General features: G+C 62.1%; 15 protein-coding genes, 3 tRNA genes and 1 pseudogene. 8 read left to right on the top strand and 11 right to left on the bottom strand.

Going from position 1 to position 12,998, the window contains the following annotated elements; all coding sequences use genetic code 11:
• Positions 1 to 671, bottom strand: a 671-nt coding sequence (locus tag LB528_RS25270; protein ID WP_224716718.1) for a GTP-binding protein, incomplete at its 3' end; no start/stop codon positions are given.
• A 226-nt stretch (positions 672 to 897) separates the two neighbouring features.
• On the opposite strand from LB528_RS25270, the gene LB528_RS25265 reads away from it, so the two are divergent.
• Positions 898 to 1,785 (top strand): DMT family transporter, encoded by an 888-nt coding sequence (locus tag LB528_RS25265; protein ID WP_224716717.1) that lies wholly within the window; start codon positions 898 to 900, stop codon positions 1,783 to 1,785.
• 71 nt (positions 1,786 to 1,856) lie between these two features.
• Here the strand turns inward: LB528_RS25265 and LB528_RS25260 are convergent, their stop codons facing one another.
• Entirely contained in the window at positions 1,857 to 2,114 is a 258-nt protein-coding gene (locus tag LB528_RS25260) for a GlsB/YeaQ/YmgE family stress response membrane protein (protein WP_126061040.1), read from the bottom strand.
• 131 nt (positions 2,115 to 2,245) lie between these two features.
• Here LB528_RS25260 and LB528_RS25255 point away from each other — a divergent pair, with 131 nt between their 5' ends.
• On the top strand, positions 2,246 to 2,701 hold the full coding sequence (locus LB528_RS25255; RefSeq protein ID WP_224716716.1) for a YidB family protein: 456 nt from the start codon (positions 2,246 to 2,248) through the stop codon (positions 2,699 to 2,701).
• Positions 2,702 to 2,774: 73 nt separating this feature from the next.
• Here the strand turns inward: LB528_RS25255 and LB528_RS25250 are convergent.
• A tRNA-Gly gene (locus LB528_RS25250) sits at positions 2,775 to 2,848 on the bottom strand.
• Between the two features lie 86 nt (positions 2,849 to 2,934).
• Positions 2,935 to 3,019, bottom strand: a tRNA-Tyr gene (locus LB528_RS25245).
• A gap of 199 nt (positions 3,020 to 3,218) precedes the next feature.
• On the opposite strand from LB528_RS25245, the gene LB528_RS25240 reads away from it, so the two are divergent.
• The gene (locus LB528_RS25240; protein ID WP_224716715.1) at positions 3,219 to 4,082 is read left to right on the top strand and encodes a TrmH family RNA methyltransferase; all 864 of its coding nucleotides are present in this window, start codon (positions 3,219 to 3,221) and stop codon (positions 4,080 to 4,082) included.
• Positions 4,083 to 4,165: 83 nt separating this feature from the next.
• On the opposite strand, the pseudogene LB528_RS25235 reads toward LB528_RS25240, so the two are convergent.
• From LB528_RS25235 to gcl, 3 genes and pseudogenes are all read right to left on the bottom strand, one after another.
• A pseudogene (locus tag LB528_RS25235) lies at positions 4,166 to 5,104 on the bottom strand (2-hydroxy-3-oxopropionate reductase); the annotation flags it as partial.
• 51 nt (positions 5,105 to 5,155) lie between these two features.
• Positions 5,156 to 5,953, bottom strand: coding sequence for a hydroxypyruvate isomerase (gene hyi, locus LB528_RS25230; RefSeq protein ID WP_224716713.1), 798 nt, complete (start codon positions 5,951 to 5,953; stop codon positions 5,156 to 5,158).
• Positions 5,954 to 5,980: 27 nt separating this feature from the next.
• Positions 5,981 to 7,762, bottom strand: a complete 1,782-nt coding sequence (gcl, locus tag LB528_RS25225; protein ID WP_224716712.1) for a glyoxylate carboligase — start codon at positions 7,760 to 7,762, stop codon at positions 5,981 to 5,983.
• A gap of 203 nt (positions 7,763 to 7,965) precedes the next feature.
• On the opposite strand from gcl, the gene bhcR reads away from it, so the two are divergent.
• Entirely contained in the window at positions 7,966 to 8,787 is an 822-nt protein-coding gene (gene bhcR, locus LB528_RS25220) for an HTH-type transcriptional regulator BhcR (RefSeq protein WP_224509474.1), read from the top strand.
• A gap of 100 nt (positions 8,788 to 8,887) precedes the next feature.
• Here the strand turns inward: bhcR and LB528_RS25215 are convergent, their stop codons facing one another.
• A complete protein-coding gene (locus tag LB528_RS25215) occupies positions 8,888 to 9,247 on the bottom strand; it encodes a hypothetical protein (RefSeq protein WP_224509471.1) in 360 nt (119 codons plus the stop codon).
• A 130-nt stretch (positions 9,248 to 9,377) separates the two neighbouring features.
• On the opposite strand from LB528_RS25215, the gene LB528_RS25210 reads away from it, so the two are divergent.
• On the top strand, positions 9,378 to 9,809 hold the full coding sequence (locus LB528_RS25210; protein ID WP_224716711.1) for a hypothetical protein: 432 nt from the start codon (positions 9,378 to 9,380) through the stop codon (positions 9,807 to 9,809).
• Positions 9,810 to 9,929: 120 nt separating this feature from the next.
• Here the strand turns inward: LB528_RS25210 and LB528_RS25205 are convergent, their stop codons facing one another.
• Complete coding sequence (locus LB528_RS25205; protein ID WP_095767586.1) at positions 9,930 to 10,241, bottom strand: BA14K family protein; 312 nt, start codon at positions 10,239 to 10,241, stop codon at positions 9,930 to 9,932.
• A 158-nt stretch (positions 10,242 to 10,399) separates the two neighbouring features.
• Positions 10,400 to 10,567: a hypothetical protein gene (locus LB528_RS25200; RefSeq protein ID WP_224509465.1), complete on the bottom strand. Its 168-nt coding sequence runs from the start codon at positions 10,565 to 10,567 to the stop codon at positions 10,400 to 10,402.
• Between the two features lie 151 nt (positions 10,568 to 10,718).
• Between LB528_RS25200 and LB528_RS25195 the strand changes: the two genes are divergently transcribed.
• Both LB528_RS25195 and LB528_RS25190 read left to right on the top strand, forming a co-directional pair.
• A tRNA-Thr gene (locus tag LB528_RS25195) sits at positions 10,719 to 10,794 on the top strand.
• Positions 10,795 to 10,971: 177 nt separating this feature from the next.
• Positions 10,972 to 11,172: a DUF2905 domain-containing protein gene (locus tag LB528_RS25190; RefSeq protein ID WP_224716710.1), complete on the top strand. Its 201-nt coding sequence runs from the start codon at positions 10,972 to 10,974 to the stop codon at positions 11,170 to 11,172.
• A gap of 28 nt (positions 11,173 to 11,200) precedes the next feature.
• Here LB528_RS25190 and LB528_RS25185 read toward each other — a convergent pair whose 3' ends face one another.
• Positions 11,201 to 11,815 carry a TetR/AcrR family transcriptional regulator gene (locus tag LB528_RS25185; RefSeq protein ID WP_224509459.1) on the bottom strand — a complete coding sequence of 205 codons (615 nt, stop codon included), beginning with the start codon at positions 11,813 to 11,815 and terminating at the stop codon, positions 11,201 to 11,203.
• Positions 11,816 to 11,908: 93 nt separating this feature from the next.
• Between LB528_RS25185 and LB528_RS25180 the strand changes: the two genes are divergently transcribed.
• Complete coding sequence (locus tag LB528_RS25180) at positions 11,909 to 12,991, top strand: spermidine/putrescine ABC transporter substrate-binding protein (RefSeq protein WP_224716709.1); 1,083 nt, start codon at positions 11,909 to 11,911, stop codon at positions 12,989 to 12,991.
• The last annotated feature ends 7 nt before the right edge of the window (positions 12,992 to 12,998 follow it).

Raw genomic sequence — 12,998 nt, 5'->3', positions numbered from 1 at the left:
ACCGTGCCGCGGCCCGAGATCGAGAACACGTCCTCGATCGGCATCAGGAACGGCTTGTCCAGCGGACGAACCGGCGTCGGGATATAGGCGTCGACCTGAGCCATCAGCTCGCGGATGGCGTCCTCGCCGATGGTCTTGTTGGAGTCTTCAAGAGCAGCCAGAGCCGAGCCCTTGACGATCGGAATGTCGTCGCCGGGGAACTCGTTCTTCGACAGAAGCTCGCGAACCTCGAGCTCGACCAGCTCAAGCAGCTCGGCGTCGTCGACCTGGTCGACCTTGTTCAGGAACACCACGATCGAGGGCACGCCGACCTGGCGGGCCAAGAGGATGTGCTCGCGGGTCTGCGGCATCGGGCCATCGGCGGCCGAAACGACCAGGATCGCGCCGTCCATCTGCGCGGCACCGGTGATCATGTTCTTCACATAGTCGGCGTGGCCGGGGCAGTCGACATGGGCATAGTGACGGTTGGCCGTCTCATACTCGACATGCGCCGTCGAGATCGTGATGCCGCGCGCCTTCTCTTCCGGCGCTGCGTCGATCTGGTCATAGCGCTTGTATTCGCCAAAATACTTCGTGATCGCCGCCGTCAGCGACGTCTTGCCATGATCGACGTGGCCGATCGTGCCAATGTTCACATGCGGCTTGGTGCGCTCGAATTTACCTTTTGCCATAGTCTCTTTCCTTGGACGGCCTTGACCTTCAGTTCAGTCGAATGCGGGGCGATTAGCGACAACGGCCGAAAAACACAAGTACCTTGTGGCTGAGCGGATTGCCGCTCGACCCGAACCAATGGTCGATTTCACGGGATATGGCGCGGATATAGGGCTGCGGTGCATAAAATCAAAGGCTCCCGCCTGGCCCATTGCCGCCGCGACGCCGCTCTGATCTTGTCGGCGGATGCAGTTCATTCCATCCAATGTCCGCGGTCCGCTGTTCATGATCATCTCGACGGGATCCTATCTCGTCAACGACACGATGATGAAGCTCGCGACCACCGGACTGCCGCCTTATGAAGTGCTCCTGCTGCGGGGTGCTGCCGCGACGCTGTGGGGCGTGCCGCTGCTTCTGATGCTGGGCTATGCCAGGCAGATCGCCCTGCTCTTCGAGCGCAAGGTGCTGCGCCGCAACCTGTTCGAGCTCCTGGCGATCCTGTGTTACGTCGTGGCTTTAGCCAACATGCAGATCGCGGATTCCACCGCGCTCGGGCAAGTCACACCGCTTATCGTGCTGGTCGGTTCCTCGATGCTGTTCGGCGAAAAGATCGGCGCCATGCGCATGGCGCTGATCGGTCTCGGCTTTGTCGGGGCGCTCATGGTGGCGCAGCCGACCATGCAGGGCATTTCGGTCTATGCGCTGCTGGCGCTCGGCAACGCCGCCTTCGCGGCGGTGCGCGACCTTGCCGGGCGCAAGGTGGGTGCCGAGGTGCCGGGCATGATCGTCGCCATCTCCGCAGTCCTGGTGGTGCTGGTCGGCTCAGGCGCGGCGCATCTCGTCTCCGAGCAATGGGTGATGCCCGAAGGACATCATTTGCTCCTGATCGCCGGCGCCGGCCTGTTCCTGATCTTCGGCCATTTCTTCATCTTCATGGCCTACCGGGTTGGGCCGACGAGTGCGGTCGCGCCCTTTTATTACTGCTTCACCGTCTGGGCAGTTATTTCGGGCTTGCTGGTGTTCCGACAGTTTCCCAACGCGCTCGCCGTCTGCGGCATCCTGCTGGTCATGGCCAGCGGCCTCATCATCGTCTCACTCGACGAAAGAAAACGCCGGCTGGCCATGGTCGCCTGACGGCGCGCTTCCAGCCTGGGTCGACCCGACCGGGTCGACCTCCAGCGGCCTACTGGCTGATCCCTGGCCTTCTACAGCGTGCGCTTGCCGGAAATCTGGTGATAGGCCCAAAGCACGACGATCGAGCCGATCACGGCCACGATCAGGCTCCAGATGTTGAGACCCGTGACACCCGCCGAGCCGAAGGCGCTGAAGATCAACCCGCCGACGATGGCGCCGACAATGCCGAGCACGATATCCATGATCATGCCCTGGCCTGTCTTGTTGACGATCTTGCTGCCGATGAACCCGGCGATAAGGCCGAGAATGATCCAACTGATGATGCCCATAATTCCCTCCAAAATTCCCCCGCCGCCCCAATCATGTTCATATGATTGTCAAAAGCTCAAGTCAGCTTGAAATTCCGTCCGTTTGCGCCATTCTGGGGCCGGGCGGACTTGGCTGGATAAGGAGATCCATTATGGGCCTTTTCGACAATGCCGTTCCGGGCGGCAACATCACCAAACCCCTGATGATCGCGCTCGGCGCGCTTCTGGTCGGCAAGATGCTGAGCGGCAGAAGCGAAGAGGCGGCCGCGCCGCAAGCGCCGGCGCCGACGCCTGCGGGAACCGACGCGTCCGCCGATGGCGGCCTGCTCGGCGGTCTCGGCGGCCTGCTCGACAAGCTCAAGAACGCTGGCCACGGCAATGTCGCCGACTCCTGGGTCGGCACCGGCCAGAACCTACCGATCAACCCGGGTGATCTCGGCTCGGCGCTCGGGCCCTCGGTGATCCGCGAGATCGCGCAGCGCGCCGGGATGAACGAGCAGGAATTGCTGCAGCAGCTCTCCACGGCGCTGCCCGGCATCGTCGACAAGCTGACGCCGAACGGCCAGATCCCGCAGCACCATCAGGTTGCTTCGGCCTTCAACAGCTAACAGGCTAGATGAAATGAAGACGCTGCGCCTCTCGGCGCGCGGCGTTTTCTTTGGGGCATGCGAGGAGGAAATCTGGAGCGGGTAGCGGGAATCGAACCCGCATATTCAGCTTGGAAGGCTGCTGCTCTACCACTGAGCTATACCCGCGCCTTGCACTGAGGTACCGGATTTACCCGAAAAGCGCCATGCATTTCGGTCCGAGACTTTTCGTTTCAGGGCTTCCGGGCCGGCAGTGGTGGAGAGGGTTGGATTCGAACCAACGTAGGCTAAGCCAACGGATTTACAGTCCGTCCCCTTTAACCACTCGGGCACCTCTCCAGTCTGCCGCCGGAGCCATGCAACGAGGCGTTCGCGCCGATCCGGAGCCCGAGTAAGATCTTCTCCGAAATCAGCGAAGCGCCTTATGGCGGCAAGGCCGGTGGGTGTCAACCGGCGCGGCCAGGGTTTTTCGAGGATGTTCGGCATTCATTTGTCCAGCCCATATCCTTAGCCGGACGGGACGGCTATAGAGGCCGGCATGAGCGACGATAAAAGCAACAAGCCCGGTACGCGCAAGGACACCCATTATGCCAAGCTGAGGCGCGCGCATCGCGACCAGAAGGCAGGCGGCGCGCCGGCATTCCGGCCGCGCCAGCCGGTGCCGCCTGGCGAAGCGCCCGGCGACGGGCTGGTGCGGCTTTACGGCCTGCACACGGTGCGGGCCGCGCTCGACAATCCGCGGCGCAAGATCAAAAAGATGCTGGTGACGCGCAACGCCGCGGAGCGGCTTTCGATTCCCGACCTTGCCGCCCTGCCCTTCAAGGCCGAACTGGTCGAGCCGAAGGATATCGACAGGATCACCGGGTCCGACGCCGTGCATCAGGGCGTGCTGATCGAGGCCGAGCCGCTCACGCCGAAGCGTCTCGACGCGCTCGGCGACACAAAGCTGGTGCTGGTGCTCGACCAGGTGACGGACCCGCACAATGTCGGTGCGATCCTGCGCTCCGCCGTCGCCTTCGGCGCCGGCGCGCTGATCACGACCGCCCGCCACAGCCCGCAGGAATCGGGCGTGCTGGCCAAATCCGCCTCGGGCGCGCTGGAGCATATCGACCAGATCGAGGTGAAGAACCTCGCCGATGCTCTGGGCCAGTTGCACGAGGCCGGTTTCCAGACCATCGGGCTCGATTCGGAAGGACCAGCCGAGCTCGAAAAGACCTTCGACGGCGATAAAATCGCGCTGGTGCTGGGCGCCGAGGGCAAGGGTCTGCGGCAGAAAACCCGCGAGACGGTGACGGCACTGGCCCGCCTCGACATGCCCGGCGCGATCCGCTCGCTGAACGTATCGAATGCGGCGGCGGTGAGCCTTTATGTGGCGAGGAAATTCATAGCGAGTAGTGAGTAGCGAGTAGCGAGTAGCGAGTAGCGAGTAGCGAGTAGGCTTGGACACGAATTCCCTACTGGCTACTCACTAATTCCTACTCACTCCTATCCCACTTCATGCCCCGCCATTCGCTCCAGCGCTCTCACCAGCGCCGAGTGGTCCTCCTTGGCTCCGCCATTGGCGGCGCAGGAATTTAACAATTGCTGCGTGGTCGAGGTGTTGGGCAGCGACACGCCGAGCGCCTTGGCGCCTTCAAGCGCCAGGTTGAGATCCTTCTGGTGTAGCTCGATGCGAAAGCCCGGCGCGAAGGTGCGCTTGATCATGCGCTCGCCATGCACTTCGAGGATGCGCGAGGCGGCGAGCCCGCCCATCAGCGCCTGCCTGACCTTGGCCGGATCGGCGCCCGCCTTCGAGGCGAAGACCAGCGCTTCGCCGACGGCTTCGATGGTGAGCGCCACAACGATCTGGTTGGCGACCTTGGTGGTCTGGCCGACGCCGTTCGGTCCGACCAGCGTGATGTTCTTGCCCATCCTCTCGAACACGGGCCTGGCGTGCTCGAAGGCCCTTTCCTCGCCGCCGACCATAATGGTGAGCGAGGCCGCCTTGGCGCCGACTTCGCCGCCCGACACCGGCGCGTCAAGATAGTCGCAGCCGAGTTCGTTGACCTTTTTGGCGAATTCCTTGGTGGCGATCGGCGAGATCGAGCTCATGTCGATGACGAGCTTGCCCTTGGTCAAGCCGGAGGCGACGCCGTTCTCGCCGAACAGCACCTCGGCCACCTGGGGCGTATCCGGAACCATGGTGATGATGATGTCGGCCGCCTTCGCCACCGCGTTGTGGCCGGAAACGGTCTTCAGCCCTTTGGCGACAAGGTCAGCAGACGGCCTGGAGCGATGGTCGCTAGCGACGACCGGATAGCCGGCATCGAGCAGATGCCCCGCCATCGGCGCGCCCATGATGCCGAGGCCGATGAAGCCGATGGTTTCCATTGGTGTCGCTCCTGAAAGCTTGTTCGAACTCATCAAAGGCCGGCGCTGCCCCTCATCCGCCTGCCGGCGCCTTCTCCCCGTGTAGAGACGGGGAGAAGGACGCTCTTAAGCCGCCGCGCTGCCCTGCCCGGCGAATTCGCGGAACCAGCCGAGCCCCGCCTCCGTGCCGGCCTTCGGCTTGTATTCGGCGCCGATCCAGCCGGAATAGCCGAGCCGGTCGATGTGGTCGTAGAGGAAGGGATAGTTGATCTCGCCCGTCCCCGGCTCGTGACGGCCGGGATTGTCCGCAAGCTGGATATGCGCGATGCGGCCGAGGTTCGCCTCGATGGTACGGGCGAGATCCCCCTCCATCATCTGCATGTGATAGATGTCGTATTGAAGGAACAGGTTCTTCGAGCCGATGCGATCGATCAACGCCAGGGCCTGGTCGGAATAGTTCAGGAAGAAGCCGGGGATGTCGCGGGTGTTGATCGGCTCGATCAAGAGCCTGATGCCGGCCTGCTCCAGTTTCTCGGCCGCGAAGGCGAGGTTTTCGGCAAAGACGTTTTCCAAGACAGTACGATCGGCACCCTGCGGCGCGATGCCAGCAAGGCAGTTGATCTGTTCGCAGCCCAGCGCATGCGCATAGGTGATCGCTTTAGCCACGCCCTGCCTGAATTCTGGCACCCGGTCGGGCAGCACCGCAATGCCGCGCTCACCCTTCGCCCAGTCGCCGGCCGGCAGGTTGAACAGAACCTGCGTCAGGCCGTTCTTCTTCAGCCGCGCCGCGACGACGTCCGGGGCATGGTCATACGGGCCGATATATTCGACGCCCTTGAAACCAGCGCGGGCGGCGGCATCGAAACGATCGAAGAACTCATGCTCGCCGAAGAGCATCGAAAGATTAGCTGAAAAACGCGGCATTCCTTTTTCTCCTTCGCTCGCCAGGCCTCAATCGAGCATCATGATGGCCGTCGGCGCATCCTCGTTGCGTTCGGCAAGCTCCTCGAACTCGGTGATCTTGTCGATTTCCGTGCCCATGGAAATGTTGGTGACGCGCTCGAGGATGAATTCCAGCACCACTGGAACCTGGTGCTCCTTCATCAGCCGCTGCGCCTCCTTGAAGGCACCGGCGAATTCCTCGGGCTTCTTCACACGGACCGCCTTGCAGCCCATCGCCTCGGCCACCGCGACATGGTCGACGCCGTAGCCGGCCTCCGGATCGCCTGCACGGTTGACGTTCTCGAAGGCAAGGCTCACCTCGTAATCCATCGAAAAACCACGCTGCGCCTGGCGGATGAGGCCGAGATAGGCGTTGTTCACAACGACGTGGATGTAAGGCAGCTTGTACTGGGCGCCGACAGCCAGCTCCTCGATCATGAACTGGAAATCATAGTCGCCGGAAAGCGCGACGATGGCGCGATCCGGATCGGCGGCGCGCACGCCGAGCGCCGCCGGCAGCGTCCAGCCGAGCGGGCCGGCCTGGCCGCAATTTATCCAGTTGCGCGGCTTGTAGACGTGCAGGAACTGCGCGCCGGCGATCTGCGACAGGCCGATCGTGGTGACATAGGTGGTGTCGCGGGCAAACGCCTTGTTCATCTCCTCATAGACGCGCTGCGGCTTCAACGGCACCTGCTCGAAATGCGTCTTGCGCTTCATCGTCTTCTTGCGCTGCTGGCACTCCTTTGCCCAGCCCGACCAGTCGCGCAGCTTGCCGGCGGTGCGCAACTCCGTGGCAACGTCGAGCAGGATCTTCAGCGCGGCGCCCGCATCCGAGACGAAGCCGAGATCCGGCGCGAAGACGCGGCCGATCTGGGTGGGCTCGATGTCGACATGGATGAATTTTTTCCCCTTGGTGTAGACGTCGACCGAGCCGGTGTGGCGGTTGGCCCAGCGGTTGCCGATGCCGAAGACGAAGTCGGAGGCCAGCATCGTCGCATTGCCGTAGCGGTGCGAGGTCTGCAGTCCGCACATCCCAGCCATCAGCCAATGGTCGTCGGGGATCGCGCCCCAGCCCATCAAAGTCGGGATGACCGGCACGCCGGTGACTTCGGCGAATTCGATCAAAAGATCGGAAGCGTCGGCGTTGATGATGCCGCCGCCGGCGACAATCAGCGGCTTTTCCGCCTCGTTGAGCATCGCCAGCGCCTTCTCGGCCTGGGCGCGCGTCATCGCCGGCTTGAAGGGAGCGAGCGGCTCATAGGCGTCGATGTCGAATTCGATCTCGGCAAGCTGCACGTCGAGCGGCAGGTCGACCAGCACAGGTCCGGGCCGCGATGAGCGCATCAGGTGAAACGCCTTCTGCAGCGCCATTGGAACCAGGTAAGGTTCCATGACGGTGACCGCCCATTTGGCGACAGGTGCTGCGATCGAAGCGATGTCGACGGCCTGGAAATCTTCTTTGTTGAGGCGCGCGCGGGGAGCTTGACCAGTTATGCAGAGGATCGGAATCGAATCCGCCGAGGCCGAATAAAGGCCGGTGATCATGTCGGTGCCGGCCGGACCGGAGGTGCCGATGCAGAGCCCGATATTGCCGGCCTTGGCGCGCGTATAACCTTCGGCCATGTGCGAGGCGCCTTCGACATGGCGTGCCAACACATGGCGGATGGTGCCGCGCGCCTTCAGCGCCGAATAGAGCGGATTGATCGCCGCGCCCGGCACGCCGAAGGCATTGGTGATGCCTTCCTTTTCGAGAACGAAAACCGCCGCGTCGACAGCGCGCATCCTGGCCATGACAAGCCTCCACTTCGTTGGTTGGCTTGACTATGACAGCGCGTCTCCGATTTTTCAATTTTTTCAGAATATTTTTCCATTTCCAGAAAACGGCTGTTATAAGCTGATTTTGCTTCACTTTTCGTTTTCCAGAAGACCCATCGCAGAAACGACTGAAAAACTTTTTCATTGCATCCGAGTCAAAACCGGCGAGAATGCCGCCTATGGAAACGACGGAAAAACGCCAGCGCGGCAGGCCGCGCGCCTTCAATGGCCCGTCCGAAGCGGCCTCGGTGCAGTCGCTCGACCGGGCGCTGCGGATCCTGGCGATCGTCGCCGAGGCCAGCGGCTTGTCGCTGAGTGAAATCGCGGCGCAAAGCGGCATCGCCGCCTCCACCGCCTATCGCATGCTGACGACGCTGGAGAACCACGGCATGGTCGAGTTCGATACGGCCGACCAGCTTTGGTCGGTCGGCGTCGAAACCTACCGTATGGGCGCTGCTTTCCTGCGTCGGCGCAAGCTGGTCGACCGCGCGCGCATCGTCATGCAGGAATTGATGGAAAAGACCGGCGAGACCGCCAATCTCGGCGTCGCCGAGGACGATTGCGTCGTTTTCGTCAGCCAGGTCGAAACGCACCAGGCGATCCGCGCCTTCTTCCGGCCGGGCACGCGCAGCCCCTTTCATGCTTCCGGCATCGGCAAGGCGGTGCTGGCGCATCTCGAGCCGGAACGGGTGGCCGCTATCCTGCGCAAGGCGGGCCTGCAGCGCTATACCGACAAGACGCTTTCCGACATCTCGGCGCTTGCCCATGATCTGGCCGTTATCAAGCATCGCGGCTGGTCGGTCGACGACGAGGAGCGCCACCCCGGCATGCGCTGCGTGGCCGCCGCCATCTTCAACGAGTTCGGCGAGCCGCTCGGCGGCGTTTCGGTGTCCGGACCTACGGTGCGGGTCACGCCCGAGCGGCTGGCCGAAATCGGTCCGCTGGTGCGCGACGCCGCGGTCGAAGTGACGAAGATGATTGGCGGCGTGAAAGCCTACTGACCAGTGCGTTTCACCGTTTCACGGAAACGGCGAAACGCACTATCTTCTTGTTTTACCGCAATTCCGGACGGAAACCGCTCACACTGTTCCTGGAATTGCTCTAGGACGCGCCCGGCAATGGGCTCTTTGCCGATATGTCGAAGAAATCGAGCAGGATGGCCAGGCCGACGCCACAGGCCGCCAAGATGAGGCCGGCGATGAATATCCGACAGGCGCGGTCATGAATGCTTCGCTGGAGGGATTTGATGTCGAGCAGAATGGCAAGCGCCCGCATCTGCAGCGCGATGCCGACCAGGATCGGCAGGACGGCAATCAGATGGTAAGTCTGCCATGGGATCGGGTTGGCCGCCCAATGGGTGATGAAGCCTAGCGAGAACGCCAGCAGGATGCCGACGATGGTGATGGTGCCGTTGCGGAAAACCGGTTCGACCCGTTCTTCCTTGGGATCCTGATTGTCCAAGCGAACCTTCCCTCGGTTGCCGTCAAAGCCAGATTAAACGCTCGCAAAATCGCTGTACATCGTTGGTTTCTCGGCAAGGTCGACCGGCGATAGCCAGGCCCGGACTTGACCGTCTTGCCGGGGCGTCGGGATGCACGCAAAAGGGCACGAATGCGGAAAACAGTTTACCTTATCCGCCGCTTCACTTTGCGGATGCATGGCGGCGACACCGCCGGTCGAGCCGATCGGCAGCCCCAGCAGCAACCCGCTGGTCGATCTCATTCCGATCTCGCTGGCTCTGGAGGAGATCATCACCGCTGGCGTGCGCCAGCATTTGAAGAACCCTATCGCTGCTAAATTCGGGACTATGCTTGCCGGCGAGCGCAGTTTGAACGGCCGCCACGAAATCGTGGTGTGCGGCTCTGTCGACGACAAGGGCTCTCCCGGCAACGAGCCTTTCATCGGCAAGATCTATCCCGATGCCGGAAACAGCTTCGAACTCATTGCGATAAATGCCGTTTCAGTCAGCGGCGCCTGCAAGGCGGCGGGATTGGCGCTGCCGGAGCTGAAGCCCAGTTCCTGAACTGATGCAGGCGGGAACATTGTCCGGTTCAAATCACGCCAATCAGGGATGCTTTGTGCCCAGACGCAAAAGAGGGGCTGCGGGCAGCCCCTCTTTACTGGCCGTCGAGTTAGCTCCCTCCTAGAGCCTGCAATAGCGCGGGCCGTCGTAGCTCATATAAGTGTCGGTGCGCTCGTCATAGCTGGCGTAGCGGGCGTAGCAGCGGCGGACGTGGATCGAGTCATAGCCGTCGTCTTCGACATAGACGCTGCGGGGCTGCTGCTGAGCAAGCAGGCTGCCGAGAACGAAACCGCCGACGCCGGCGGCGATGCCGATGCCAAGCTCGCGGCGGTGGTGATGGTCGTGGGCGGCCGAAGGCTGGACGGTGCCGACGAGCGAGCCGGCCGCGACGGTGGTGGCGATGAGGCCGGAAACGATGGTGCGCTTGAACATGACGATCTCCTGTTTCGGTGGAGAGGCGAACTATCCGCCTCTTGATCGTCTGTCGCTGCGGCCCGGAAAAAGGTTCGAAATTTTTTTGCGACAGCGAATACGGGTAGCGAATAGGGACAATTCGCGATCCGGCCACCCTATCCGCTATTCCCTATTCGCTAACCCATCCCCATGATGTGCCTCAGCCAGAAGGCCAGCACGATGAAGCCGACGAAGGTGGCGACGCCGGTCCAGTCGATATTGGCCTTCTTCAGATCGCTGACGGCTTTCACCAGCAAAAGCCAGGTCACGACGATGAGCGGCAGGATGATGACAAATCTGATCATGCGGCACCCCGTTCGATGCGATTGCACCTGACAAAGATGTAGGAAGCGGCGGTCCGCTTTTCAGCATGCCGGCCAAGCGGCGGCATCCATTGGCAACCCGAAACGGAGTTTTGTCTTTACTGGCGCACGAAATGTGCTACCGGAGCGCCGTGCCCTTGTAGCTCAGCTGGTAGAGCAGCGGTTTTGTAAACCGAAGGTCGCGGGTTCGATCCCTGCCGGGGGCACCATCCTGTAGCGGAGACGACCGCATTGCCCCTTCGAACAAACGCTGTTCGCGAGCGCACGCGGCTAAGCACGCCTGTTGTGATCGCTAGTGGCGTGACGCAGATGCGGGGAAGCAGCCCCGCCAGCAAGATCCGTCGCTCTATATTTCCGGCAGGATGCTATTCCGGCAGGATGCCGCCATGTCGCGAACACTGATCATCGTTGGTCTCGGTATGGTTGCCGTAGGTCTGCTGTGGCCCTGGGTGGACCGGATCGGCCTTGGCAGGTTGCCTGGTGATATCTTGATCGAGCGCGAGAACTTCAGGCTCTACGTTCCCATCACCACGGGAATACTGATCAGCGTCGTGGTCTCGGCGATCCTATGGCTGATCGACCGTTAGGGGCACTTCGGCGGTAGCGTTTTCGCACTCACACCCCGACCGCCGCCACCAGCACCCTGTTCTGCCGCCGTATCGCCGCGCGCAGCTCCGGTATCTTAGCCTCGTCGCGCTTCACGAACTCGATGAACATCATGTTCATGTTGTTGAAGATCAGCTCGCCCACCGCCGGGCCGTCTATGTCCGGGCGCACAAGGCCGAGTTCCTGCAGGCGGACTATCAGCGCGCTGATCTGCTTGGTCAATTCCCGGTCGAGCGCGGTGTAGGCCTGGCCGAAGGGGCTGTCGGGCAATTGCGTCGAGATCGCCATTGCCTGGCGCCACATCTCCTTGCTCAGATAATTCAGCGAGTGCTCGATATAGATGCCGATCAGCGTGTCCAGCGCGTCGCCGACATTGGCGGGCGGGTTGGCGACCACCCCTCGCCCGGCATTCAGCACCTCGTTGACCTCCATCGACACGATGGCGCCGAGGATGTCGCCTTTGTTCTGGTAGTAATTGTAGATGGTGCCGATCGAGACCTCGGCTTGCGTCGCGATCGCCTCGATCTTGGCGCCTTCATAGCCGGCCTCGCGAAACAGCGCGGTTGCCGCATCGATGATGCGGCGGTGCCGGTCCGCCTTCTGCCGTTCGCGCAATCCGCTCATATCGGCCTCTCTGCCACAAAATCATAATTGACTCAATTTTAGAATTGGTTCAACTTTTCTTCCAACAAGCCAGCAAGGCAGGGAGAACACTCGATGACCGTCAACATTCGGAATCCGCTTTCCACCCTGAAGTCTCATCTTTCAGCCGCTTGCGCGGCTGCGGCGCTGCTCCTCGCTGCCGGAGGCGCCCAGGCGGCCGATCTCAACGCGCTGATCTGGTGCGACCATTCCGACCCGGCGCTGCTGCAGCCCTTCGAGCAGGCCAATAACGTCAAGGTCAACGTCAAGGAATTCGAAGGCACCGGCGCGGGGCTGGCCATCGTCGACCAATCGCAGCCCGGCGACTGGGATGTGATGGTGATCGATTCCATCGACGTGCCCCGCGGCGTCGAGAAAGGCCTGTTCGAGCCGCTCCCCGAGGACAAGCTGCCCTTCGCCGACCTGTTTCCCGAAGTGAAGATGGACAAGTCGACCGTCGTCAACGGTAAGCGCTACGGCATCACCGAAAAGTTCGGCTACAACACGATCGGCTTCAACAAGACCAAGGTCGACCCGGCCGACATGCAGTCGCTGGCCTCGCTCACCAGCGACAAATACAAGGGCAAGATCGCGATCTACGACTATTACCTGCCGGTGATCGGCATGGCCGCTCTGGCCATCGGCAAGAAGACCGCCGACCTCACCGAGGCCGACCTGCCGGCGCTAAAAGCCGAATTGCTCAAGATGAAGGCCAACGCCAAGCTGGTCGGCGAGGTCACGGCCAGCCAGACCGCTCTCGCCACCGGCGAGGTCGACATATTGGTCGGCGGCGGCGAATGGGTGACGGCCGGCCTTGCCAAGGAAAACCCGGCGCTCGACTTCTCGATCCCGAAGGAGGGTGCTGTGCTCTGGTCGCAGTCGCTCGCCATGTTCAAGGATTCCAAGAACAAGGACATGGCGCTGAAATTCATCCAGTACATTCTGAGCCCCGAGGGCCAGGCGCGGCTTGCGACCTCTTCCTGCTATTGGGGGGTGCCGTCGAACAAGAAGGCGGCGCTCACCGACGATCAGAAGAAGATCCTGCGCTTCGACGAGCAGCCCGGCTTCCTCGCCCGCGCCCAGGCCTATCCGGCTCCGAACGCCGATCTCGACAAGAAGATGCAGGACATGTGGACCGAGATGCTGCAGGCGCAGTAAACCAGCC

Source organism: Mesorhizobium sp. CA4 (assembly GCF_020165075.1).
GTDB lineage: Bacteria > Pseudomonadota > Alphaproteobacteria > Rhizobiales > Rhizobiaceae > Mesorhizobium.
The sequence above is the reverse complement of the archived record's forward strand: the minus strand, read 5'-3'. Positions and strand labels throughout refer to the sequence as shown.